The 25,439-nt window shown below is 71.6% G+C and carries 18 protein-coding genes; 14 read left to right on the top strand and 4 right to left on the bottom strand.

The annotated features are described in order from the left end of the window. Positions 1-142 precede the first annotated feature (142 nt). The 6 genes from infB to ABZ725_RS34685 all read left to right on the top strand — a co-directional run bounded on the left by infB (position 143) and on the right by ABZ725_RS34685 (position 10,142). Positions 143-3,283 carry a translation initiation factor IF-2 gene (gene infB / locus ABZ725_RS34710; RefSeq protein WP_358806433.1) on the top strand — a complete coding sequence of 1,047 codons (3,141 nt, stop codon included), beginning with the start codon at positions 143-145 and terminating at the stop codon, positions 3,281-3,283. Between the two features lie 191 nt (positions 3,284-3,474). Then, complete coding sequence (locus ABZ725_RS34705) at positions 3,475-3,768, top strand: DUF503 domain-containing protein (RefSeq protein WP_351913151.1); 294 nt, start codon at positions 3,475-3,477, stop codon at positions 3,766-3,768. Between the two features lie 46 nt (positions 3,769-3,814). Then, positions 3,815-4,264, top strand: a complete 450-nt coding sequence (gene rbfA / locus ABZ725_RS34700; protein WP_079659156.1) for a 30S ribosome-binding factor RbfA — start codon at positions 3,815-3,817, stop codon at positions 4,262-4,264. Next, the gene (truB, locus tag ABZ725_RS34695) at positions 4,264-5,169 is read left to right on the top strand and encodes a tRNA pseudouridine(55) synthase TruB (protein ID WP_358806432.1); all 906 of its coding nucleotides are present in this window, start codon (positions 4,264-4,266) and stop codon (positions 5,167-5,169) included. Before rbfA ends, truB begins: the two co-directional genes overlap by 1 nt. A gap of 247 nt (positions 5,170-5,416) precedes the next feature. Then, positions 5,417-9,061 carry a trypsin-like peptidase domain-containing protein gene (locus ABZ725_RS34690; RefSeq protein WP_358806431.1) on the top strand — a complete coding sequence of 1,215 codons (3,645 nt, stop codon included), beginning with the start codon at positions 5,417-5,419 and terminating at the stop codon, positions 9,059-9,061. Between the two features lie 133 nt (positions 9,062-9,194). Continuing rightward, positions 9,195-10,142 carry a bifunctional riboflavin kinase/FAD synthetase gene (locus tag ABZ725_RS34685; RefSeq protein WP_358806430.1) on the top strand — a complete coding sequence of 316 codons (948 nt, stop codon included), beginning with the start codon at positions 9,195-9,197 and terminating at the stop codon, positions 10,140-10,142. Positions 10,143-10,212: 70 nt separating this feature from the next. Here ABZ725_RS34685 and ABZ725_RS34680 read toward each other — a convergent pair whose 3' ends face one another. Continuing rightward, positions 10,213-13,677, bottom strand: coding sequence for an SCO5717 family growth-regulating ATPase (locus tag ABZ725_RS34680; protein WP_358806429.1), 3,465 nt, complete (start codon positions 13,675-13,677; stop codon positions 10,213-10,215). 401 nt (positions 13,678-14,078) lie between these two features. Next, positions 14,079-14,372 (bottom strand): DUF397 domain-containing protein, encoded by a 294-nt coding sequence (locus tag ABZ725_RS34675; protein ID WP_358806428.1) that lies wholly within the window; start codon positions 14,370-14,372, stop codon positions 14,079-14,081. Positions 14,373-14,670: 298 nt separating this feature from the next. Here ABZ725_RS34675 and rpsO point away from each other — a divergent pair, with 298 nt between their 5' ends. The 5 genes from rpsO (at position 14,671) to ABZ725_RS34650 (ending at position 20,321) form a co-directional block, all read left to right on the top strand. After that, entirely contained in the window at positions 14,671-14,958 is a 288-nt protein-coding gene (gene rpsO, locus ABZ725_RS34670; RefSeq protein WP_003993372.1) for a 30S ribosomal protein S15, read from the top strand. Positions 14,959-15,420: 462 nt separating this feature from the next. Further along, the gene (locus ABZ725_RS34665) at positions 15,421-17,664 is read left to right on the top strand and encodes a polyribonucleotide nucleotidyltransferase (RefSeq protein WP_351913177.1); all 2,244 of its coding nucleotides are present in this window, start codon (positions 15,421-15,423) and stop codon (positions 17,662-17,664) included. After that, complete coding sequence (locus ABZ725_RS34660) at positions 17,661-19,040, top strand: pitrilysin family protein (RefSeq protein WP_358806427.1); 1,380 nt, start codon at positions 17,661-17,663, stop codon at positions 19,038-19,040. Before ABZ725_RS34665 ends, ABZ725_RS34660 begins: the two co-directional genes overlap by 4 nt. A 36-nt stretch (positions 19,041-19,076) precedes the next feature. Continuing rightward, complete coding sequence (dapB, locus tag ABZ725_RS34655) at positions 19,077-19,829, top strand: 4-hydroxy-tetrahydrodipicolinate reductase (protein WP_358806426.1); 753 nt, start codon at positions 19,077-19,079, stop codon at positions 19,827-19,829. 36 nt (positions 19,830-19,865) lie between these two features. After that, entirely contained in the window at positions 19,866-20,321 is a 456-nt protein-coding gene (locus tag ABZ725_RS34650) for a hypothetical protein (protein WP_358806425.1), read from the top strand. 107 nt (positions 20,322-20,428) lie between these two features. Here ABZ725_RS34650 and ABZ725_RS34645 read toward each other — a convergent pair whose 3' ends face one another. Both ABZ725_RS34645 and ABZ725_RS34640 read right to left on the bottom strand, forming a co-directional pair. Further along, entirely contained in the window at positions 20,429-20,983 is a 555-nt protein-coding gene (locus ABZ725_RS34645) for a hypothetical protein (protein WP_358806424.1), read from the bottom strand. Between the two features lie 91 nt (positions 20,984-21,074). After that, positions 21,075-21,311, bottom strand: a complete 237-nt coding sequence (locus tag ABZ725_RS34640; protein WP_358806423.1) for a hypothetical protein — start codon at positions 21,309-21,311, stop codon at positions 21,075-21,077. Positions 21,312-21,482: 171 nt separating this feature from the next. Here ABZ725_RS34640 and thyX point away from each other — a divergent pair, with 171 nt between their 5' ends. The 3 genes from thyX to ABZ725_RS34625 all read left to right on the top strand — a co-directional run bounded on the left by thyX (position 21,483) and on the right by ABZ725_RS34625 (position 25,174). Next, positions 21,483-22,223 carry an FAD-dependent thymidylate synthase gene (gene thyX / locus ABZ725_RS34635; RefSeq protein WP_351913172.1) on the top strand — a complete coding sequence of 247 codons (741 nt, stop codon included), beginning with the start codon at positions 21,483-21,485 and terminating at the stop codon, positions 22,221-22,223. A 237-nt stretch (positions 22,224-22,460) separates the two neighbouring features. Beyond that, entirely contained in the window at positions 22,461-23,360 is a 900-nt protein-coding gene (dapA, locus tag ABZ725_RS34630) for a 4-hydroxy-tetrahydrodipicolinate synthase (protein ID WP_358806422.1), read from the top strand. Positions 23,361-23,488: 128 nt separating this feature from the next. After that, the gene (locus ABZ725_RS34625; protein WP_351913175.1) at positions 23,489-25,174 is read left to right on the top strand and encodes a ribonuclease J; all 1,686 of its coding nucleotides are present in this window, start codon (positions 23,489-23,491) and stop codon (positions 25,172-25,174) included. The last annotated feature ends 265 nt before the right edge of the window (positions 25,175-25,439 follow it).

Here is a 25,439-nt window from a genome sequence, read left to right as displayed (position 1 = left end):
CGTCGCGCGGAACCTCCGTGCGGCTCTGGTACCCCGCGAGTTGGAAGTAGGTCGAGATTGCGATGAGCACTCGATGAGCACGCGATGAGTACGCCCATGAAGTAGCGACGGTCCGGACACACCCGGACCTAAAAGGAGCGAAGTGGCTAAGGTCCGGGTATACGAACTCGCCAAGGAGTTCGGGGTTGAGAGCAAGGTCGTCATGGCCAAGCTCCAGGAACTCGGTGAATTCGTCCGTTCGGCGTCTTCGACCATCGAAGCGCCCGTTGTCCGCAAACTGACTGATGCCTTCCAGGGCGGCGGCAAGCCCGCCCCGCGCAAGGCTGCCCCCAGGCCCGGCGCGCCCTCCCCGGCGCAGGCGGCCCGTCCGGGCCCGGCTGCTCCGCGGCCGGCCGCCCCCAAGCCTCCCGTGGCGCAGACGCCCGCGGCCCCGGCCGCGCCGGCCGCCGCCTCGGCCCCCGCGCCGGCCGCTTCCGGCCCGCGTCCGGTGCCGGGTCCCAAGCCCGCGCCGCGTCCGGCCCCGGCCGCCCCGGAGTTCACCGCTCCGCCGTCGGCCCCGGCCGCCCAGAAGCCTGCCGCCGCCGCCCCCCAGGGCCAGGGTCAGGGTCCGCGCCCCGGCGCGCCCCGTCCCGGTGGCCGTCCCGCGCCCGGCCAGGGTCAGCAGGACCGTGGCGACCGCGGGGAGCGCGGTGACCGTGGTGACCGCGGTGACCGCGGTCAGCGTCCCGCCGCAGCGCAGGGCCAGCGTCCCGGTGGCGCCGGCGCCGCTCGTCCGGGCGGTGCCCGTCCGGCCGGTCCGCGTCCGGGCAACAACCCCTTCACGTCCGGCGGCAACGCCGGCATGGCGCGCCCGCAGGCGCCCCGTCCGCAGGGCGCTCCGCGTCCCGGCGGCCCGGGTGCTCCCGGCGCCGGTCCCCGTCCGCAGGCCCCCGGTGGCCAGGGCGGCGGTCCTCGTCCGCAGTCCCCGGGCGGCGCACGTCCGTCCCCGGGCGGCATGCCTCGCCCGCAGGGCGCAGGCCCCGGCGGCCCGCGTCCCGGCGGCCCGCGTCCCAACCCCGGCATGATGCCGCAGCGTCCCGCTGCCGGCCCGCGTCCCGGCGGCGGCCCCGGCGGCCGCGGTCCGGGCGGTGCGGGTCGTCCCGGCGGCGGTGGCGGCGGTCGTCCCGGTGGCGGCGGCGGCTTCGCCGGTCGTCCCGGCGGTCCGGGTGCCGGTGGCGGCGCCCGTCCGGGTGGCGGCGGCGGCTTCGCCGGTCGTCCCGGCGGCGGTGGCCCCGGCGGCGGTGGCGGCGGCTTCGGCGGCGGCGGTGGCCGTCCCGGCTTCGGCGGTCGTCCCGGCGGTCCCGGTGGCCGTGGTGGCACGCAGGGCGCCTTCGGTCGTCCCGGCGGTCCCGCGCGTCGCGGTCGTAAGTCGAAGCGGCAGAGGCGCCAGGAGTACGAGGCCATGCAGGCCCCGTCGGTCGGCGGCGTGATGCTGCCTCGCGGCAACGGCGAGACCATTCGCCTGTCGCGCGGTGCGTCCCTCACCGACTTCGCCGAGAAGATCGGCGCCAACCCGGCGTCGCTCGTCGCGGTGATGATGAACCTCGGCGAGATGGTCACGGCCACGCAGTCCGTCTCCGACGCGACCCTCGAGGTCCTCGCCGGCGAGATGAACTACACGGTCCAGATCGTCAGCCCCGAGGAGGAGGACCGCGAGCTGCTCGAGTCCTTCGACATCGAGTTCGGCGAGGACGAAGGCGACGAGGACGACCTGGTCGTCCGCCCGCCGGTCGTCACCGTCATGGGTCACGTCGACCACGGTAAGACCCGACTGCTCGACGCCATCCGCAAGACGAACGTCATCGCGGGCGAGGCCGGCGGCATCACCCAGCACATCGGTGCCTACCAGGTCTCGACCCTCGTCAACGACGAGGACCGCGCGATCACCTTCATCGACACCCCGGGTCACGAGGCGTTCACCGCCATGCGTGCCCGTGGTGCCCGGTCGACGGACATCGCGATCCTGGTCGTCGCGGCCAACGACGGCGTCATGCCGCAGACGGTCGAGGCGCTCAACCACGCCAAGGCGGCCGACGTCCCGATCGTCGTCGCGGTCAACAAGATCGACGTCGAGGGCGCGGACCCGACCAAGGTGCGCGGTCAGCTGACCGAGTTCGGTCTGGTGGCCGAGGAGTACGGCGGCGACACCATGTTCGTCGACATCTCCGCCAAGCAGGGTCTGAACATCGACTCGCTGCTGGAGGCCGTGATCCTCACGGCCGACGCCTCGCTCGACCTGCGGGCCAACCCGAGCCAGGACGCGCAGGGCATCTCGATCGAGTCCCGTCTCGACCGCGGCCGTGGTGCCGTGGCGACGGTCCTCGTCCAGCGAGGCACCCTGCGGGTCGGCGACACGATGGTCGTGGGCGACGCCTACGGCCGTGTGCGCGCCATGCTCGACGACAACGGCAACAACGTCGCCGAGGCCGGCCCGTCGACGCCGGTCCAGGTCCTGGGCCTGACCAACGTCCCGGGTGCGGGCGACAACTTCCTCGTCGTCGACGAGGACCGCACCGCCCGCCAGATCGCCGAGAAGCGTGCGGCCCGTGAGCGCAACGCCGCGTTCGCCAAGCGCACGCGCAGGTTCTCCCTGGAGAACCTGGACGCCGCCCTGAAGGCCGGCGAGGTCCAGCAGCTGAACCTGATCATCAAGGGTGACGCTTCCGGTTCGGTGGAGGCCCTCGAGTCCTCCCTGCTCCAGCTGGACGTCGGCGAAGAGGTCGACATCCGCGTCCTGCACCGCGGCGTCGGTGCCGTCACGGAGTCCGACATCGACCTCGCGATGGGCTCGGAAGCCATCGTCATCGGCTTCAACGTCCGTGCGGCAGGCCGCGCGGCGCAGATGGCCGAGCGCGAGGGCGTGGACGTCCGGTACTACTCGGTCATCTACCAGGCGATCGAGGAGATCGAGGCGGCCCTGAAGGGCATGCTGAAGCCGGAGTACGAGGAGTTCGAGCTCGGTACGGCGGAGATCCGCGAGGTCTTCAAGTCGTCCAAGCTGGGCAACATCGCCGGTGTCCTCATCCGCTCGGGCGAGGTCAAGCGCAACACCAAGGCACGCCTCGTCCGCGACGGCAAGGTCATCGCGGAGAACCTCAACATCGAGGGTCTGCGCCGCTTCAAGGACGACGTCACCGAGATCCGCGAAGGGTTCGAGGGCGGTATCAACCTCGGCAACTTCAACGACATCAAGATCGACGACGTCATCGCGACGTACGAGATGCGCGAGAAGCCGCGGGTGTAACCACCCAGGGTTCGCACCGGCCGGCGGGGATCGCTCCCCGTCGGCCGGTGCGGCGTCCGGCGGACGCACCTGACGCATACACGAGGTAAAACTCCGTCGAGCGCCCGCCTGGATCGTTGTACCGTTCTTGATGTCCCTGCCCCATGGCGGCAGGGCCGTCGATCCCGTACCGGCGGGTGAACCGGTTACACATGTACGTGGGGACTCTGTCCTTCGACCTCCTCCTCGGCGACATACGGTCGCTGAAGGAGAAGCGCTCCGTCGTCCGTCCCATCGTCGCCGAGCTCCAGCGCAAGTACGCGGTGAGCGCGGCCGAGGTGGACGACCAGGACCTTCACCGCAGGGCCAAGATCGGCCTCGCCGTGATCTCCGGCGACACGGAGCATCTGACCGATGTACTGGACCGGTGTGAACGACTGGTCGCAGGCCGCCCCGAAGTGGAGCTGCTGTCGGTCAGACGCCGCATCCACGGCGAAGACGACTGACCGACCAGAAGAAACGCAAGTAGAGATCAGAACGGGAGACGGACCAGTGGCCGACAACGCGCGTGCCAAGAGGCTGGCGGACCTCATCCAGCAGGTGGTGGCCCAGAAGCTGCAGCGCGGGATCAAGGACCCGCGGCTCGGCTCCCACGTCACCATCACGGACACCCGGGTGACGGGCGACCTCAGGGAGGCGACCGTCTTCTACACCGTGTACGGGGACGACGAGGAGCGGGCCGCGGCGGCCGCCGGCCTGGAGAGCGCCAAGGGCATCCTGCGCTCCGAGGTCGGCCGCGCGGCCGGCGTGAAGTTCACGCCGACGCTGGCCTTCGTCGCCGACGCCCTGCCGGACAACGCCCGCACCATCGACGACCTCCTCGACAAGGCGCGCGCCGCCGACGAGAAGGTCCGCGAGGCGTCCGCGGGCGCCGGCTACGCGGGCGGGGCCGACCCGTACAAGAAGCCCGGTGACGAGGACGAGACGGACGACTCCGCCTGATGAACCGCAAGCAGACCCCGCCCGACGGCCTTGTCATCGTCGACAAGCCGTCGGGCTTCACTTCGCACGACGTCGTGGCCAAGATGCGGGGGATCGCCAGGACCCGCCGCGTCGGCCACGCGGGCACGCTCGACCCGATGGCGACGGGCGTCCTCGTCCTCGGCATCGAGAAGGCCACGAAGCTCCTCGGGCACCTCGCGCTCACCGAGAAGGAGTACCTGGGCACGATCCGGCTCGGTCAGACGACCCTGACCGACGACGCGGAGGGCGAGATCACGGGGTCCACGGACGCCTCGAAGGTCACCCGGGACGCGATCGACGCCGGCATCGCCAAGCTGAGCGGCCCCATCATGCAGGTGCCGTCCAAGGTCAGCGCCATCAAGATCGACGGCGTCCGCTCCTACAAGCGGGCCCGGGACGGCGAGGACTTCGAGATCCCGGCCCGCCCGGTCACGATCTCCTCCTTCTCGGTGTACGACGTCCGTGACGCCGTCGCCGAGGACGGCACCGCGGTCCTGGACCTGGTCGTGTCCGTCGTCTGCTCCTCCGGCACCTACATCCGCGCCCTCGCCCGCGACCTGGGCGGCGACCTCGGCGTCGGCGGCCACCTCACCGCCCTGCGCCGCACCCGCGTCGGCCCCTACAAGCTGGACTCGGCGAAGACGCTCGACCAGCTCCAGCAGGAGCTGACCGTGATGCCGATGGCCGACGCGGCCGCCGTCGCGTTCCCCCGCTGGAACGTGGACGCCAAGCGCGCCCGGCTGCTCCTCAACGGCGTACGCCTGGAGATGCCGGACGAGTACGCGGGCGCGGGCGCCGTGGCCGTCTTCGACCCCGAGGACCGCTTCCTGGCCCTGGTGGAGGAACAGAAGGGCAAGGCGAAGAGCCTGGCCGTACTCGGCTGAGGCTGCTCGACTCCGCCCGTGGAGCGGCGAACACGGGGTTGTGCTGCGCCGCCGCTCCACGGTCCCCCCTCGGTTCCCCCACCCCTAGGGTGTATCCGATGTCCCCCTTTCATTCACCCGTCCGGGCAGGCGCTCGGAGTGAACCGAGGGAGTGCAGGGGGGCGCGTTCGCTCCGTGATCTGTCCCGCTGATCATCCCGCCCCTACCGTCGGACAGAGGGCACGCGGGCGCGGTGGGAGGTACGGCGATGGCGGGACGGGGCCCGCGGACACCGCGGCACGAATCCCCTCGGGGCGACACATCTCAGGACACTCCCCAGGACGCCTCGTTGGTCCGCATCCGCGACCTCGCGGGCCGACCGCGCGGCACCGGCTTCGTCGCCGACCACCACGGCACGGTGATCACCAGCCACGAGGCCGTCGACGGCCTGCCCCGGCTCGTGCTGTACGCCGCCGGCGACCGCAGCTGTGTCGTGACCGCCGACGCGGTCACCCCCCTCCCCGAGCTCGACCTGGCACTCGTGCGCACCGAGGGCCTCGGCGCGGACCCGCTGCCGGTGACCGTGCGGGAGGGCGTCGAGACCGGCAGATACGTCCGGCTGGCCGCCGGCTGCTGGCGCGAGGCACGAGTGCTGACCGAGACGTCCGTGACGTACACGGCCACCGACCGCTGCCACCCCCTGGACGACGTCCTGGAACTGGCCATCGGCACGTCCGGCCGGGACGCGCTGCGGCTGGGCGGGGGCGCGGCCGGGGGACCGGTCCTCGACGCCGAGACCGGCGCGGTCGTCGCCGTCCTCGGCACAGCGCTCCGGTCCGGCCACCGCGACACCGGCTTCGCGGTGCTGCTGCGCCCGCGCGTACCGGCGACCGACGACGGTCCGGCATCCGCGGATCGCGAAGCGGAGCCCGCCGGGGGAGCGTGGGGGCCGGCGGCCGGCGATGCGGGGGCGGATCCCGCTGCGGCCGCGGGGGATTCGGCGGGCGGTCCGGCCAAGGGGTGGTCCGCCGCGGCCGACGGTCCCCTCGCCGAGCTGCTCGTCCGCAACGCGGCCACCGTGCCCGCGTACGGCGCCGACCTCAACCTGGCGGGCATCCTGGAGCTCACGGCCAACTCCGTCGGCTCGGACGGCCCGCCCGGCGCGCTGTCCGGCCACCTCGGCCGCACGGCGACCGGCTCCCGCACCGTCGACGCGGTGCCGGTCGAACGCGCCGTCCCCGCACGGGAGTTCGCCGCCTTCGCGGTGAGCCCGACGGCCGTCCTCGGCCTCGTCGGCGCACCGGGCAGCGGCCGTACGACGGAACTCGCGGCCCTCGCCGCCCGCCGTGCCCGGGGCGTACCGCCGGCCCCCACCCTGTGGCTGCGCGGCGCCGACCTGAGGGACGAGGACGACTCCCTCGCCGACGCCGCCCGCCGCACCCTCGTCCGAGCGGCCCGTATCGTGGCGGCCTCCGCCGGCTCGTCGGCCGCCGCCGACCTCGGCGACGTCACCCCCGAGCGCATCGCCCGTCTCGCGCAGGCCGTCGGACGCCCGCTGCTGCTCCTCCTGGACGGCCCCGAGGAGATGCCCCCGGTCCTCGCACACCGGCTCGCCGACTGGACCGAGGGCACCGCGGAGTGGCTGCGGGAGACCGGGGCACGGCTGGTGGTGGCCTGCCGGGGCGAGTACTGGGAGCGGGCGGGAGCCGAGTTCCCGCCGGAGATGCTGTACGGCGGCACCACGCCCGGAGATCCGCTCCCGCCCTGCGTCCGCCTCGGCGACCTCACCCCCGACGAGGCGTGCGAGGCCCGCGCCCGCTACTCCGTGCCCGAGGCCGCGCTCGCCGCCCCCGACGATCGGCACCCCCTCACGCTCCGCCTCCTCTCCGAGGTCCGAGCCGCCCTCCCCGGCCCGCCCGTCTGGTCCCCCGTCGACCGCGACGACGTCCTCGCCGCCTACCTCGATCTGGTGTGCCTGCGTATCGCGGTCCGCCTCGCCGCCGAGAACGGACTGCGCGGCACCGCCGTACGACGGCTCGCGGCGAAGGTCTCCGGCCAGGTGCACGAGGCCGCCCGGCGCAGTCTCGGACCGGGGCAGGGCGAGCTGGACCGGGCCTCGTTCGAGGCGGTGTTCCCCTGGGGACCCGCGCCGGCCCGGCTCGGCGGCGGTGCCGGCTGGGCGTCCGCCGTCCTCGCCGAGGGCCTCCTCGTGCCGGCGGGCGGCGGTTACCGCTTCGCCCACGAGGAACTCGCCGACTGGATCCAGGGCGTCCACCTCGATCTGGGCGAGGCGCTGCGCGCCCTGGTCCACCGCCGCCGCACACCTCAGGGCGGCCGTCCGCTGCCCGTCCCGCACCACCGCATCGGCCCCGTCGTGCAGGCCCTGTTGCTCCTCGCCCGCCAGCAGGGTCCGCACCAACTCACCGCCCAGCTCAGGGAGTTGACCCACGCCCTGGAGGCCGATCCGGGCTCCTGGTGGGCCGCCCGGCTGCTCACCGAGACCCTGCTGCGGGTCCCGGACGCGACGCCGTACACCGGAGTCCTGCGCCTGCTGGCGGACCTGATCGGCGCCCGGGCGGAGGGGAACGGCCGGTTCGCGGACTTCGGCCCCGCCTTCTGGACCGGGCTCGCGCTGCCGCCCGACGCCCGCCTCGACCTCCTGCGCCGCCTGGTCGTCGCCGACGGCGCCCCGCAGGACGCGGACGCGCCCCGCTACCTCGACGCCGTCGCCCGGCTCCTGGCCGCCGACCCCAGCGCCGTCCAGCCGTACCTCACCCACTGGTTCGACGACGAGCGGCCGCTGCCCGCGACCCCGCACGCCACCGTGGCCACGGCCGCACAGGCGCTGCTGCACACCCACCGGCACCGGGCGCTGGACGACCTCACGGAACTCCTCGTCGACTGCGCGCACCCCCGCGCCGACGAACTGCTCGCCGTCCTGGCGGAGGAGGAGCCGTCCGCGCTGTGCCGGGCCGTCGACCGGTGGTCGCACGACGAGCGCCCGGCCCGGCGGGCCGCGGCGATGACGTACGGTCTGCGCGCCGCCCCGCACATCCGCACGGACGCCGACCACCGGCTGCTGCGCTACGCGGCTCTCGCCCTGCTCGCCCGCCCCGTCGACGGTCCGCTGCACGGCGGCGCGCTCGCCCTTCTCGTCCGCGACCCCGAGACCCGCTCCCCGTACCTCCCGCAGACGCTGGAGCGGTTCGCGGCCGGTGACCCCCAACTGCCCCCGAGCGCGCTGCTCGCCGCCCTGAGCACCCACCCCGAGCCGGTCCTGGACGCCTTCAGGACCCGGCTCGCCGCCCCGGAGCGCGCGGACGCGGGCAGCGTCCTACGAGCCCTCGCCGACGTCACCACGCCCAGGCTGGCCCACCGGGTCGCCGTCCTCGTGCGGGAGGCGCTGGAGCGGCGGCCGGAGACCGCAGGGCACGTGGCCGCGTACGTCGACCGGCGCCTCGACCACGGCCCCGCCGCCCGCGCCGTCCTCCTCCCGCTGGTCACGGGCCTGCTGGACGGCGACGGCCCCGAGCAGGTACGGGCCGCCCTGGGCGGCGTACTGGCCGCGCCCGGGGCCCTTCAGTCGCGTCCCCTGCGTCGTGAACTCCTGGAGCACCTGCTCACGCACGAACGGGCCCCGGCCGTCCTGGACGCCGTCCTGCACGCCGCCGCCGGGCGCACCGGCGAGGAACTGCGCGACCTCGTCCACCGCACCGGCCTGCTCCTCGTGCGCACCCCGGACGGCGCGACCCGCTTCGACCGCGGTCTGGTCGAGCTCGGACGGCAGGTGCCGGGCTTCGCCGCACAGGTGGTGGACTGGCTCACGGAGGCGCCGGGGGAGTGGGCCGTGGTGGTCGGCCCCAGCGCCCGCCGCACCATCGAGAACCTGGCGGGCGTACGGGTGCCCGCGTGACGGCACCGCCCCGAGTCCGTGCGTCGGGTCACAGGCCCGATGCCGATGCGGGCCGCAGGCACCCGGCATGGCACCCTTAGACCTGCGTAAGAGGCAATGGTAGATACGGACACGGGTTCGAGGAGCGGTCACAGTGCAGCGCTGGCGTGGCTTGGAGGACATCCCCGAGGGCTGGGGACGCAGCGTCGTCACCATCGGTTCCTACGACGGGGTGCACCGCGGACACCAGCTGATCATCCGGCACGCCGTGGACCGTGCCCGTGAACTGGACGTCCCCGTCGTCGTCGTCACCTTCGACCCGCACCCCAGCGAGGTCGTCCGCCCCGGCAGCCACCCGCCGCTGCTCGCCCCGCACCACCGCCGCGCCGAGCTGATGGCGGAACTCGGCGTGGACGCGCTGCTGATCCTCCCCTTCACCACCGAGTTCTCGAAGCTGTCCCCGGCGGACTTCGTGGTCAAGGTCCTGGTCGACAAGCTGCACGCCAAGGCCGTCGTCGAGGGCCCGAACTTCCGCTTCGGCCACAAGGCCGCGGGCAACGTCGAGTTCCTCAACGAGCAGGGCAAGGTCTACGACTTCGACGTCGAGGTCGTCGACCTGGTGCTGTGCGGCGAGGCGGGCGGCGGTCAGCCGTTCTCCTCGACCCTGACCCGGCGGCTGGTCGCCGAGGGCGACGTCGAGGGCGCGGCGGAGATCCTCGGCCGCCCGCACCGGGTGGAGGGCGTCGTGGTCCGCGGGGCCCAGCGCGGTCGGGAGCTCGGCTTCCCGACCGCCAACGTCGAGACGCTGCCGCACACCGCGATCCCGGCCGACGGCGTCTACGCGGGCTGGCTGCACGCGGACGGCGAGGTGATGCCGGCCGCGATCTCCGTCGGCACGAACCCGCAGTTCGACGGCACCGAGCGCACGGTGGAGGCGTACGCCATCGACCGCGTCGGCCTCGACCTCTACGGCCTGCACGTCGCCGTCGACTTCCTCGCCTTCGTCCGCGGCCAGGCCAAGTTCGACTCGCTGGAGGGCCTGTTGGAGCAGATGGCACAGGACGTGCAGCGCTGCCGGGAACTGGTGGCGGCGGCCCGGTAGCCGACCTGGACGGAACGCCCGAAGGGCGGCCGGTGTCCTGTGACACCGGCCGCCCTTTGGCATGTACGGGCTACTGCTGCGGCGGCTGAGGCGCCTGTGGGTGCTGCGGGTAGCCGTAGCCGGGCGGCGGATACCCGGGGTGCGGCTGCTGAGGCTGCTGCGGGTACGGCTGCCCCTGCGGCTGCTGTCCCTGCGGGGGGTACGGCTGGCCGGGCTGCTGCGGATACGGCTGTCCGGGCATCTGCTGGCCCGGCATCTGCTGGCCAGGCATCGGCGGGGCGGCCATCGGCGGCGGGTTGCCGTCGCTGGTCCACAGTCCCTGACGCTGCTGGTGGCGGATGAAGTCCTCCGCGACCATCGCCGTGAGGTTGAAGTACGCCTCCCGCACCTTCGGCCGCATCATGTCGAGGTCGACCTCGGCGCCGGCGGCCAGATGCTCGTCGAACGGCACGACGACGACACCGCGGCAACGGGTCTCGAAGTGCGACACGATGTCGTCGACCTTGATCATCTTTCCGGTCTCGCGCACCCCGGAGATGACGGTGATGGACCGTGAGACGAGCTCGGCGTACCCGTGCGCGGAGAGCCAGTCCAACGTGGTGCTGGCGCTGCTCGCCCCGTCCACGGACGGCGTGGAGATGATGATGAGCTGGTCGGCGAGGTCGAGCACCCCGCGCATGGCGCTGTAGAGCAGACCGGTGCCGGAGTCCGTGAGGATGATCGGGTACTGGTTGCCGAGCACGTCTATCGCGCGCCGGTAGTCCTCGTCGTTGAAGGTCGTGGACACCGCCGGGTCGACGTCGTTGGCGATGATCTCCAGGCCGGACGGCGCCTGGGAGGTGAACCGCCGGATGTCCATGTACGAGTTGAGGTACGGGATCGCCTGGACGAGGTCACGGATCGTCGCCCCGGTCTCGCGCCGCACCCGGCGGCCGAGGGTGCCGGCGTCCGGGTTGGCGTCGATCGCGAGGATCTTGTCCTGGCGCTCGGTGGCGAGGGTGGAGCCGAGCGCGGTGGTCGTGGTCGTCTTGCCGACACCGCCCTTGAGGCTGATGACCGCGATCCGGTAGCACGACAGCACGGGAGTCCGGATCAGCTCCAACTTCCGCTGCCGCTCGGCCTCTTCCTTCTTCCCGCCGAGCTTGAAGCGAGAGGACGCGGCGGTCGGCCGACCGCTCTTCGCCTTCTGCTTCTTGTTGTTGAGCAGCCGGTCGGAGGACAGCTCCATGGCGGCCGTGTAACCCAGCGGCGCGGCACCCGGGTTCACCGGCTGCCGCTGATCGTGCTGGATCGGCTGCGGCCAGGCGGCCCCGGTCCGAGGATCGACGGGCTGCTGCGGAATCTGCGCCGCGTCGGGACCGGGGACCTGCGGCGCGGGCTGCCCCTGAGGAGCCTGCCCGGGGCCGGGGAACCCCTGCGATGCGGCAGCCGCCTGCTGCGGAATCCCGGACTGCGGAGCCTGCGGCTGCGGGGCCTGAGGCACCGACGGCTGCGGGAACCCGTACCCGCCGGGGGCGGCCGGCGGGGTGGATGCCGGGGGCGCGGGTTGGGGTTGGGCGTCGGGGGTGGGGGGTGCTGCCGGGCCCGCGTTCTGTTGCGGGAAGCCGTAGCCGCCGGGGGCGGCCGGCGGGGTGGGTGCCGGGGCACCACCGGCCTGCGGGAAGCCGTACCCGCCGGGCTGGGGTGCCGGGGGCGCGGGTTGGGGTTGGGCGTCGGGGGTGGGAGGTCCTACGGGGCCGACGTTCTGCTGGGGGAAGCCGTGGCCGCCGGGGGCGTTGGGGACGGGAGGCTGCGGGAAGCCGTAGCCGCCGGGGGCGACTGGCGGGGTGGGTGCCGGGGCACTACCGGCCTGCGGGAACCCGTAGCCGCCGGGCTGGGGTGCGGGGGGCGCGGGGTGGGGTTGGGCGTCCGGGGTGGGGGGTGTTGTCGGGCCCGCGTTCTGTTGCGGGAAGCCGTAGCCGCCGGGGGCGGCAGGCGGGACGGGTGCCGGGGCACCACTGGCCTGCGGGAACCCGTAACCCCCGGGGGCGACCGGCGGCGTGGGGACCGGGGCGTCACCCGGCTGCGGAAAGGCGTAGCCGCCGGGCTGAGGGGCCGGGGGCACCGGTTGGGGTTGGGCGTCGGCGGTGAGGGGCGTTGCCGGGCCGACGTTCTGTTGCGGGAAGCCGTAACCGCCGGGGGCGGCCGGTGGCATGGGCGCCTGGGCCTCACCGGGCTGCGGGAAGCCGTAGCCCGGTTGCGGGGCGGGCGGCTGCTGCGCCGCCGGGGGCTGGGGGAAGCCGTAGCCGGGCTGCGGTGCGGCCGCGGGTGCCGGGGCCGGAGGGTTCCAACCGACCGGCGCGGGCGGAGCCGCCTGCGGCTGCACGGGCGGCTGTTGGGCGGGCGCAGGCGCAGGCGCGGCATCGGCCGGCTGCGGCTGTGCCGGCCACTGTGCCGCCGGTGTGGGCGCCGCGGGCTGATACGACGGCGGCAGCGGAGGCAGTTCGCTCTGCGGGGCCGGCGGGGGAGTCCAGAGGGGCTGCCCGGTGGGAGCGGCGTCCTGGGGCACGCTGTCCTGCGGCTCGGCCGCAGCCGCAGGGACCGCGTCGGAGGGTTCGTCGAGCAGGAAGTCACTTGAAGGGACCGCATCCTGGACGACGTCGGCGCTTGCAGGCGCCGCGTCCTGAACGTCCGTCTCCTCGCCCACGGGAGCCTCGGAGACGACGTCCTCGGGACCGGGGCCGCCCTCAACACCCGTACCGTCGGCATCGGCATCGGCGCCGACTGCCTCCGCGTCCTCGGCGGGAGGCGAGGTCGTGGCCTCCGCGGGCTCCGGGGAATCCACGGTCTCGGCGGCCGCCTCGACAGCCTCGTCGTCCGCCTCCGCAGGCTTCTCGGGCTCGGCCTGCGCCGTGGCGGCCGCGTGCGCCGCGATCTCCTGCTTGAGCGCGGCCGCGGAGAAGCGCATGGTGGCGCCGCTCTCCAGGTCTCCGTTGTCGGAGCCGGTGTCCTCGGCGTCCGCGGAGGGCCCCCACTGCGCCTCGGACTGCTGCGGCTGAGGCTGCGGCTCGAATCCGCTGCCCACCGGAAGATCGGGCACGGCGACCGCCCCCGGAACGGGAGACACGCCAGGAACCACCGGAACAGGCGGAGTCACCGGCACCGCAGGGGCAGCCGGTACCGCAGGAACAGACGGAGCAACCTGCACCGCAGGAGCAGTCGGCACTGCCGGAGCAACCGGCACACCAGGAGCAACCGGTACGGCCGGCGGGGCAGTGGGAGCAACCGGCACGCCCGGTGCAGGCGGAGCAACCGGTACCCCCGGCGCAGGCGGCACCGGCGGCGCAGCCGGAGGGAACGGCGCGCCAGGAGCGCCCGCCCCCGCGCCCGCGCCCGCCCCCGGCGTCGAACCGCCGCCCGTGCTCTGCGTGTACCAAGCCGGCGGCGCGTAGTCGACGGTGAACTCACCTGTCGCCTCGACGACGGCCTCCGCGTCGGGCTGGTCATCGCCGGGCGTGGCCCAGCCCCCGCGCATCCCGTCCCGATCGCTGCTCACAATTCCTCCTGGTGTGGTCGAGCACCCTCATACGTGCCGAAGCGACCGTTACTTGTCGTCCGAAGTGGGTTCGAGGCCGTCTGACGTCGTCGGATGCAGGCCCTCCCCCGGAGACGCCGACGCCCACCCCACGGTTTCCGGCATCGCGCCCCGTACCAGCCTAATCACCAGACGGCCCGCCTCGGCAGGCCCGCCCGCCCCTGGGCACCAGTCCACCACGTCACGCACTCCAGGAAGCAGCCGCAAAACGGCCATAGCGTCCGAAGTGCCGTGCGGGCGAGGGGAGAAGGCCGGGTCTCACCGCGCGCAAAAGAGAAAAGAGTCGGGCGACGAGGCCAACGCCTCATAGCCCGACTCACACGACAAACGAAACGAGGGGAACGACCGCAGCGGCGGGGCGGCTACTCCGCCGCCGCCCCTCCGCTGCCCGCCGTCGGCTCCAGATCGAACTCGCCGTCCCGGGCGCCGAGCACGAAGGCCCGCCACTCCGCCTCGGTGTAGCGCAGCACCGTCTTCGGGTCGAGCGACGACCGCATCGCCACGGCCCCCTCGGGCAGAGAGGCGATCTCGACGCGCTCCTCGTGCTCCTCCGTGCCCGGCGCGGACCGCCACTCGACGCCGGAGATGTCGAGCGCGTACAGCTCGTCCCGCTCCCGCTCCTTGCGCGCCTTGATCTCCGCTTCCGTCTCCGTCATGCCGCAGCGACCCCTTCCACACATACGACCTACGTTGCACGAACGATTCCGAGCGTTCACCCTAGTGGCCGAGGCCCTGCCGACCCGGCGGATCGGGAACTGGGGGGAAGGCGCGCGCCACCTCCTGCTACCCTGGCCCTTGGCCGTTTGTGTACGCACCCCCGGAAGCACCCTCAGGCACCGCCTGAAGGTTCTGGAGGTCGCGCTCAGCGGATCCCCGCCTCCCGAGTAACGGAAGCTCCCCCGAGACACAGACCGGGGGCACTCGGTGGCCACGAAAAGACTACGAGGAGTACGCGTGCCGCTCGACGCCGCTACGAAGAAGCAGATCATCACCGAGTTCGGCCAGAAGGAGGGCGACACCGGCTCCCCCGAGGTCCAGGTCGCCATGCTGTCGCGCCGGATCTCGGACCTGACCGAGCACCTCAAGACGCACAAGCACGACCACCACTCCCGTCGTGGTCTGCTGATCCTGGTCGGTCAGCGTCGCCGCCTGCTGCAGTACCTCGCCAAGAAGGACATCCAGCGCTTCCGTGCGCTGGTCGACCGCCTCGGCATCCGCCGCGGTGCGGCGGGCGCCAAGTAGGACGCCGTGAGGGGAGCGGTTCCCGGGACCATCGGGACCGCTCCTTTTTGCTGTACACAGAGAAGTACGCAGAAGTACGCAGAAGTACGCATGACGTACGCATGAAGCACGCAGCCGTACGCACCCGGCTGCACGCACCCGCACGCCCCCTGGCAAGGCCCACCGCACGCCTGCCGCGGTCGCGGAAACGTGCGGAGTGTCGGCAACGCTTTGTAGTGTGGTAGCACAACGCAATAGGTACGACACAGCGTGATGACGTGTACTCGCTGCGGGTAAACGTCACCACGCACACCGAACGAGGAGAAGCGCGCCTAGCCGCCGCCGGTCCTCGGTAGTGGCCCCCGGGAAAGAGAACCCCGGGTGCTTCGATCGAAGACCGGCCCGCACCGCACGGAGCGCTTCTTCGCCACCGTCCCCCTGCCACACGGGCAGCCCAGGGACGAAGACGAGGAGAAAACGCTAGTGGAGAACGAGACCCACTACGCCGAGGCCGTCATTGACAACGGTTCCTTCGGCACCCGCACCATCCGCTTCGAGACGGGCCGCCTGGCCAAGCAGGCCGCCGGCTCCGCCGTGGCGTATCTGGACGACGACACCATGGTGCTGTCGGCCACCACCGCCTCCAAGAACCCCAAGGACCAGCTCGACTTCTTCCCCCTCACGGTGGACGTCGAGGAGCGGATGTACGCCGCCGGCAAGATCCCGGGTTCCTTCTTCCGCCGTGAGGGCCGGCCGAGCGAGGACGCGATCCTCACCTGCCGCCTCATCGACCGCCCGCTGCGCCCGTCCTTCAAGAAGGGCCTGCGCAACGAGATCCAGGTCGTCGCCACGATCATGGCGCTCAACCCCGACCACCTGTACGACGTCGTGGCGATCAACGCCGCCTCCGCGTCCACGCAGCTGGCCGGTCTGCCCTTCTCCGGCCCGATCGGCGGCGTCCGCGTCGCGCTGATCAACGGCCAGTGGGTCGCGTTCCCGACGCACACCGAGCTCGAGGACGCCGTCTTCGACATGGTCGTCGCCGGTCGCGTCCTGGAGGACGGCGACGTCGCGATCATGATGGTCGAGGCCGAGGCCACCGAGAAGACCATCACCCTGGTCGCGGGCGGCGCCGAGGCGCCGACCGAGGAGGTCGTCGCCTCCGGTCTGGACGCCGCGAAGCCCTTCATCAAGGTCCTCTGCAAGGCCCAGGCCGACCTCGCCGCCAAGGCCGCGAAGCCGACCGGCGAGTTCCCGGTCTTCCTCGACTACCAGGACGACATCCTGGAGGCGCTGTCCGCCGCCGTCCGCCCGGAGCTCGCCTCCGCGCTGACCATCGCGGGCAAGCAGGACCGCGAGGCCGAGCTGGACCGCGTCAAGACGCTCGCCGCCGAGAAGCTCCTGCCGGAGTTCGAAGGCCGCGAGAAGGAGATCTCCGCCGCGTACCGCTCGCTCACCAAGCAGCTGGTCCGCGAGCGCGTGATCAAGGAGAAGAAGCGCATCGACGGCCGTGGCGTCACGGACATCCGTACGCTCGCCGCCGAGGTCGAGGCCATCCCGCGCGTGCACGGCTCGGCGCTGTTCGAGCGTGGCGAGACCCAGATCCTGGGCGTCACCACCCTGAACATGCTCCGCATGGAGCAGCAGCTGGACACCCTCTCCCCGGTGACCCGCAAGCGCTACATGCACAACTACAACTTCCCGCCGTACTCCGTCGGCGAGACCGGCCGCGTCGGCTCCCCGAAGCGCCGCGAGATCGGCCACGGCGCGCTCGCCGAGCGCGCCATCGTGCCGGTCCTGCCGACGCGCGAGGAGTTCCCCTACGCGATCCGTCAGGTGTCCGAGGCCCTCGGCTCCAACGGCTCGACGTCCATGGGCTCGGTCTGCGCCTCCACCATGTCGCTGCTGAACGCCGGTGTGCCCCTCAAGGCCCCCGTCGCCGGTATCGCCATGGGCCTGATCTCCCAGGAGATCAACGGCGAGACGCACTACGTCGCCCTCACCGACATCCTCGGTGCGGAGGACGCCTTCGGCGACATGGACTTCAAGGTCGCCGGCACCAAGGAGTTCGTGACCGCCCTCCAGCTCGACACCAAGCTGGACGGCATCCCGGCCTCCGTCCTGGCCGCGGCCCTCAAGCAGGCCCGCGACGCCCGCCTCCACATCCTCGACGTGATGATGGAAGCGATCGACACGCCGGACGAGATGTCCCCCAACGCCCCGCGGATCATCACCGTCAAGATCCCCGTGGACAAGATCGGCGAGGTCATCGGCCCGAAGGGCAAGATGATCAACCAGATCCAGGAGGACACCGGCGCCGAGATCACGATCGAGGACGACGGCACCATCTACATCGGTGCCCAGGTCGGCTCGCAGGCCGAGGCCGCCCGCGCCACGATCAACGGCATCGCCAACCCGACCATGCCGGAGGTCGGCGAGCGCTACCTGGGCACGGTCGTGAAGACGACCACGTTCGGCGCGTTCGTCTCGCTGCTCCCGGGCAAGGACGGTCTGCTGCACATCTCGCAGATCCGCAAGCTCGCCGGTGGCAAGCGCGTGGAGAACGTCGAGGACGTGCTCGGTGTGGGCGCCAAGGTCCAGGTCGAGATCGCCGAGATCGACTCCCGCGGCAAGCTCTCCCTGATCCCCGTGATCGAGGGCGAGGACGGGGACGAGGACAAGAAGGACGCTGCAGCCGACAGCAGCTCCGCTGCGGGCGACCAGTGACATCGAACAGCCCCACGGCGACGGCCCGCACCTCTTCGGAGGCGCGGGCCGTCGCCCGTACCCAAACCCTGATCAAGGGTGCAGGCGGCATCGGCACGGTCCGTAAGACCACCCTCCCGGGCGGCCTGCGGATCGTCACTGAGACCCTCCCCTCGGTCCGCTCGGCCACCTTCGGCATCTGGGCGCACGTCGGCTCCCGCGACGAGACGCCGTCCCTGAACGGCGCCACCCACTACCTGGAGCACCTCCTCTTCAAGGGGACGACCCGCAGGTCCGCGCTGGACATCTCCTCCGCGATCGACGCCGTCGGCGGCGAGATGAACGCCTTCACGGCGAAGGAGTACACGTGCTACTACGCGCGCGTGCTCGACGCCGACCTGCCGCTCGCGATCGACGTGGTCTGCGACATGCTCACGGGCTCGCTCATCCTCGAGGACGACGTCAACGTCGAGCGCGGCGCGATCCTCGAAGAGATCGCCATGACCGAGGACGACCCCGGCGACTGCGTCCACGACCTGTTCGCGCAGACCATGTTCGGCGACAACGCCCTGGGCCGCCCGGTCCTCGGCACGGTCGACACGGTCAACGCCCTCACCGCCGACCGCATCCGCCGCTTCTACAAGAGGCACTACGACCCGACCCACCTCGTGGTCGCGGCCGCCGGCAACATCGACCACAACAAGGTCGTCCGCCAGGTCCGCGCGGCCTTCGAGAAGGCGGGCGCCCTCAAGAAGCCGGACGCCACGCCCATCGCCCCTCGCGACGGCCGACGCGCGATCCGCACCGCCGGCCGAGTCGAGCTGATCGGCCGCAAGACGGAACAGGCGCACGTCGTCCTCGGCATGCCCGGCCTGGCCCGCACGGACGAGCGCCGCTGGGCGCTGGGCGTCCTCAACACGGCCCTCGGCGGCGGTATGTCGTCGCGGCTGTTCCAGGAGGTCCGCGAGAAGCGCGGTCTGGCCTACAGCGTGTACTCGTACACCTCCGGCTTCGCCGACTGCGGCCTCTTCGGCGTCTACGCCGGCTGCCGCCCCTCGCAGGTCCACGACGTGCTGAAGATCTGCCGCGACGAACTCGACCAGGTCGCCGAGCACGGCCTGTCCGACGACGAGATCGGCCGCGCCATCGGCCAGCTCAGGGGCTCCACGGTCCTCGGCCTGGAGGACACCGGCGCGATCATGAACCGCATCGGCAAGAGCGAACTGTGCTGGGGCGAGCAGATGTCGGTCGACGACATGCTGACCCGGATAGCGGCGGTGACCCCGGACGAGGTCCGTGCGGTGGCCCGCGACATCCTGGGACGGCGCCCGTCGCTGTCGGTCATCGGCCCGCTCAAGGACAAGCAGGCCGCCCGGCTGAACGACGCGGTCGCCTGATCCACTCCCGTTGAGAAGCGTAAGGAAGCAAGAACGATGAGCAAGCTGCGCGTGGCGGTCCTCGGCGCCAACGGCCGGATCGGTTCCGAGGCGGTACGGGCGGTCGAGGCCGCCGAGGACCTGGAGCTGGTGGCCGCCCTCGGCCGCGGCGACAAGCTCGAGACGCTCACGGAGACCGGCGCCCAGGTCGCCGTCGAGCTGACCACCCCCGCCTCGGTCATGGACAACCTCGAGTTCTGCGTACGCCACGGCATCCACTGCGTGGTCGGCACTACGGGCTGGACCGACGAGCGCCTCGCGCAGCTGACGGGCTGGCTGGCCGGGTCCCCGGAGACGGGCGTGCTCATCGCACCCAACTTCTCCATCGGCGCCGTCCTCACCATGAAGTTCGCGCAGATCGCCGCGCCGTACTTCGAGTCGGTCGAGGTCGTCGAACTCCACCACCCGAACAAGGTGGACGCCCCGTCCGGCACCGCCACGCGCACCGCCCAGCTCATCGCCGAGGCCCGTCGCGAGGCGGGCACGGCCCCGGCGCCGGACGCCACGGCGACGGCCCTGGACGGCGCCCGGGGTGCGAACGTCGACGGCGTCCCGGTCCACGCCGTCCGCCTGCGCGGCCTGCTGGCCCACCAGGAGGTGCTGCTGGGCGGCGAGGGCGAGACCCTCACGGTCCGCCACGACTCGCTGCACCACAGCAGCTTCATGCCGGGCATCCTGCTGGGCGCCCGCCGGGTGGTGTCGACGCCCGGTCTCACCTTCGGCCTGGAAAACTTCCTGGACCTCGGCTGAGGCCGAGGCAGATCCGAGTCCGAGGCTGATTCCGACATGCGAGCCAAGCTCTCCTACGCCATAACGGCCGCCGTCCTGGTCTTCTACTTCGTCCTGGTCGGCAGCCGCGGCGTCATGCTCATCCAGGCCGGCACGCTGCTGACCGTCACTTTCGGCGTGGCGGTGTTGATCCTGCCGGTCATCGGCGTCTGGTTCCTGTGGAAGAACACCCAGTTCGTCCGCAAGGCCAACGCCCTCGCCGCCGAACTCGACGCCGAGGGCGGCCTGCCCGTCGACGAGCTGAAGCGCACCCCGGGCGGCCGCGTCGACCGCGACTCGGCCGACGAGGTCTTCGCCGTGCGCAAGGCCGAGACCGAGGCGGCCCCCGAGGACTGGCGCACCTGGTTCCGCCTCGCCGTCGCCTACCACGACGCCCGCGACACGCCGAGGGCCCGCAAGGCGATGCAACGGGCGATCGGCCTGCACGACGGCAAGCCGGTCGAGGCCGTCTGAGCCCTACCCGTACCCGTACCCGTACGGGTACCCGTACGCGACACCGAGACCGAAGGGGCCGGCCCGCAGCGACTGCGGACCGGCCCCTCCGTCGTGCGTTCGCGGGATCAGCCGCGCCGGTTCTCCGCGGCCCACGCCTCGATCGCGTCCGCCGCCCGGTCGAACGCCTCGGCACGCGCCAGGAAGTCCGCCCCGTGCGTGGTCAGCAACGGCGCGACCTCACCTGCGGGCCGGTCACGGCGCACGACGGTCAGGGCCTGCCCCTGGACGGTCCGCGGCAGGCCCAGCCAGCGCACCGGCTGCTGCGCGGTCCGCACCGCCACGATGCGCTCCCAGGGCAGCGTGCGCGTGAACAGGAAACCCACGTGCCGCAGCCCGCGGTCGCTCACCCACACACCCATCCGCAGCAACCGCAGGGCGCAGGCGATCACGAGCAGGGAGCAGCCGAAGACCGCAGCGGCCTCGGACGCCGACCCGGTCAACGCGATGATGACGGCCGCGAACAGCACGTACGAGGCGAGCAGGAGCGCCAGCGCGGCCATCCCGACCCGCCAGGGCCCGGGCCGGTAGGGGCGCCGCCAGCGCTCGTGGTCGTCGAAGGGCAGAGCGACCTCGTCCGCTGCCTCGAATGCGCGGTCGGCCGTCAGGAAGGGCAGGGGCACGGCTGGTCCTCACTCGTCCATGCGTGGGCTGTGCCCGGTGAGGCTATCCGCCTGTGTCCCCGCTCACCACCATCGGGGGGCCGGATGGAGGTCAGCGCCCCTGGGACGCCTGGGACTGCTGTGCCTGTGAGGAGTGGTCCAGACTCAGCGCCGGCATCCCGATGACCAGGGACCCCACCAGCGCGGCCACGATGGTGAGCCCGAACAGCACGCGCCCGGCTATCTGACCGACGGAGGACCGTTCGGCGGGCGGGGGAGTGACATTGCTGCGGAACCTGTCGGCCTCGGCGAGGAAGGCGAAGGGTACGGGCTCGCGCCGACGGAACATGGCTGATGTCTTTCCTCTCGAACAACTCGTCATCAGTACAGACGAACGAGTCCCCCAAAAGGTGCCTGCTACCTCAAAACGATCCACGGCAAGGCACTTCCGGAGCGTCGGAGGCGGCCCCGTAGAGTGGGCGCGCCGACGCCAGATGTGATGGGAAGGACCCTCCGAATCGTGACCGCCACCCCCGACGACGAGTTCAAGATCGATCTCCGCAGCGATGTCACCGTCGAGCTGGTCAAGCACAGCGCGTCGGACTCCGACGTGCTGTTCGCGGCCCGTGTGTCGACCGTCGGGGAACAGTCCCTGGACGAGTTGAACAAGGACCCGGAGCGCTCCAAGGGCCTGATCAACTACCTGATGCGGGACCGGCACGGCAGCCCCTTCGAGCACAACTCGATGACGTTCTTCATCAGCGCCCCGATCTTCGTCTTCCGCGAGTTCATGCGGCACCGCGTGGGCTGGTCCTACAACGAGGAGTCCGGCCGCTACCGGGAGCTCCAGCCCGTCTTCTACGTCCCCGGCGAGTCCCGCAAGCTGGTCCAGCAGGGCCGCCCGGGCAAGTACGTCTTCGTCGAGGGCACCCAGGACCAGCAGGAGCTGGTGAGCCGCACCATGGAGGAGTCCTACCGCCGGGCCTACGAGGCCTACCAGCAGATGCTCGCGCAGGGCGTCGCCCGCGAGGTCGCCCGCGCGGTCCTCCCGGTCGGTCTGTTCTCCTCGATGTACGCCACCTGCAACGCCCGCTCGCTGATGCACTTCCTCGGCCTGCGCACCCAGCACGAGCTGGCGAAGGTCCCCTCCTTCCCGCAGCGGGAGATCGAGATGGTGGGCGAGAAGATGGAGGCCGAGTGGGCCCGGCTGATGCCCCTCACCTACGCCGCCTTCAACGCCAACGGCCGCGTCGCTCCGTAGCGGAAAAACGCAAGAAAACCCCAGGAAAAAAGCGGAGAAGAGCGACGGAGACGTATGTACGGATCATCCGTGCGAAGTGTCCGTATTGCGGCATTTGGAGAAGTTCATCTAGCCTGATCAAACGGACCCGGCACTGCTTGAACCCCCGAGCAGGCAGTGCCGGGTTCCATCTTTGTCCTGACTTGTCACCTCCCCCGAGGGAAGACCCCACGGTGAGCAACGAGTAGCGTGTTACCCATGGCTCCGACCTCCACTCCGCAGACCCCCTTCGGGCGGGTCCTCACCGCCATGGTCACGCCGTTCACGGCGGACGGTGCGATCGACCTCGACGGCGCACAGCGGCTCGCCACCCACCTGGTGGACGCAGGCAACGACGGCCTGGTCGTCAACGGCACCACCGGTGAGTCACCCACCACCAGCGACGCGGAGAAATCGGACCTGGTACGAGCCGTCCTGGAGGCCGTCGGAGACCGCGCCCACGTCGTCGCCGGCGTCGGCACCAACGACACCCACCACAGCGTCGAGCTGGCCCGCGCCGCCGAGAAGACCGGCGCACACGGCCTCCTCGTCGTCACCCCGTACTACAACAAGCCCCCGCAGGAGGGCCTGTACCGGCACTTCACGGCCGTCGCCGACGCCGCCGAGCTGCCGGTCATGCTCTACGACATCCCCGGCCGCAGCGGCGTCCCGATCAGCACCGAGACGCTGGTCCGCCTCGCCGAGCACCCCCGGATCGTCGCCAACAAGGACGCCAAGGGCGACCTGGGCCGCGCGAGCTGGGCCATCGCGCGCTCCGGCCTGGCCTGGTACTCCGGCGACGACATGCTGAACCTGCCGCTGCTCTCCGTGGGCGCGGTCGGCTTCGTCTCGGTCGTCGGCCACCTGGTCACGCCCGACCTGCGAGCCCTCGTCGAGGCGTTCACCGCGGGCGACGTCCAGAAGGCCACGGAGATCCACCAGAAGCTGCTCCCGGTCTACACCGGCATGTTCCGCACCCAGGGCGTCATGACCACCAAGGCTGCGCTCGCCCTGCAGGGACTGCCCGCCGGCCCGCTGCGCTCGCCCATGGTCGAGTGCTCGCCCGAAGAGATCGAACAGCTCAAGATCGATCTTGCCGCGGGCGGGGTACAGCTCTGACAACAGACTTCACAACTGAATAGGCAGGCCACCGGTGCCTGCAATCCACAACGACAACTGCTTTCGCACGAACGTCACGCGCGCCACGTGCCCACCGGTACGTGGCGTGCGTGTTTGAGGAGAGTCTTTTGAGTCATCCGCATCCCGAACTCGCCCCGCCCCCGCCGCTCCCCGCGGGAGGCCTCCGGGTCACCCCGCTGGGCGGCCTCGGCGAAATCGGCCGCAACATGACGGTCTTCGAGTACGGCGGCCGCCTCCTGATCGTCGACTGCGGAGTGCTCTTCCCCGAGGAGGAGCAGCCCGGAATCGACCTGATCCTGCCGGACTTCACGTCCATCCGGGACCGCCTCGACGACATCGAGGGCATCGTCCTGACCCATGGCCACGAGGACCACATCGGCGCCGTCCCCTACCTCCTCCGGGAGAAGCCGGACATCCCGCTGATCGGCTCCAAGCTGACCCTCGCTTTCATCGAGGCCAAGCTCCAGGAGCACCGGATCCGGCCGTACACCCTCGAGGTGGCGGAGGGACACCGCGAGCGCATCGGCCCGTTCGACTGCGAGTTCATCGCCGTCAACCACTCGATCCCGGACGCGCTCGCGGTCGCCATCCGCACCCCCGCCGGCATGGTCGTCCACACGGGCGACTTCAAGATGGACCAGCTCCCGCTGGACGGCCGTCTCACAGATCTACACGCGTTCGCACGGCTGAGCGAGGAAGGTATCGACCTTCTTCTCTCGGACTCCACCAACGCCGAGGTCCCCGGTTTCGTGGCGCCAGAGCGGGACATCTCCAACGTCCTGCGCACGGTCTTCGGGAACGCCCGCAAGCGGATCATCGTGGCCAGCTTCGCCAGCCACATCCACCGCATCCAGCAGATCCTGGACACGGCGCACGAGTACGGCCGCCGGGTCGCCTTCGTGGGCCGCTCGATGGTCCGCAACATGGGCATCGCCCGCGACCTGGGCTATCTCAAGGTCCCGCCGGGCCTGGTCGTGGACGTCAAGACCCTCGACGACCTCCCGGACCACGAGGTGGTCCTGGTCTGTACGGGCTCCCAGGGCGAACCGATGGCGGCCCTGTCCCGCATGGCCAACCGCGACCACCAGATCCGCATCGTCCCCGGCGACACGGTGATCCTGGCGTCGTCGCTCATCCCGGGCAACGAGAACGCGGTCTACCGCGTGATCAACGGCCTGACCCGCTGGGGCGCGAACGTGGTCCACAAGGGCAACGCGAAGGTCCACGTCTCCGGCCACGCCTCGGCCGGCGAGCTCCTGTACTTCTACAACATCTGCCGTCCGAAGAACCTGATGCCGGTGCACGGCGAATGGCGCCATCTGCGCGCCAACGCCGAACTGGGCGCCATGACCGGCGTCCCGCACGACCGCATCGTCATCGCGGAGGACGGCGTGGTCGTCGACCTCGTCGAGGGCAAGGCGAAGATCTCCGGCAAGGTCCAGGCGGGTTACGTCTACGTCGACGGCCTCTCGGTCGGAGACGTCGGCGAGCCGGCCCTGAAGGACCGGAAGATCCTGGGCGACGAGGGCATCATCTCGGTCTTCGTCGTCGTGGACTCGTCCACCGGCAAGATCACCGGCGGCCCGCACATCCAGGCCCGCGGCTCGGGCATCGACGACTCGGTCTTCTCGGAGGTCGTTCCGAAGATCGCCGAGGTCCTGGAACGCTCGGCCCAGGACGGCGTGGTCGAACCCCACCAGCTGCAGCAGCTCATCCGCCGCACCCTGGGCAAGTGGGTCTCCGACACGTATCGCCGCAGGCCGATGATCCTCCCGGTCGTGGTGGAGGTCTGAGCGACGTACGACCCGTCGTACGCGTGAACCCGGAGCGGGGCTCCTCGATTTGCATCGAGGAGCCCCGCTCCAGTACGTTTACGGCTCCGCCTGAACGGGAACCCGGTCGCCGCGTGCGCCGGAACCAGTCCCGGGAGGGGCCGGGAAAACCGACTCAGAACTTCTGATAAAGTCGGAACCGCCGGAAAGGGAAACCGCGAAACAAAAGCGGGAACCTGGAAAGCACCGAGGAAATCGGATCGGAAAAGGATCTGATAGAGTCGGA

The organism is Streptomyces sp. NPDC006872 (genome assembly GCF_040635845.1).
Lineage (GTDB): Bacteria > Actinomycetota > Actinomycetes > Streptomycetales > Streptomycetaceae > Streptomyces.
The sequence above is the reverse complement of the archived record's forward strand: the minus strand, read 5'-3'. Positions and strand labels throughout refer to the sequence as shown.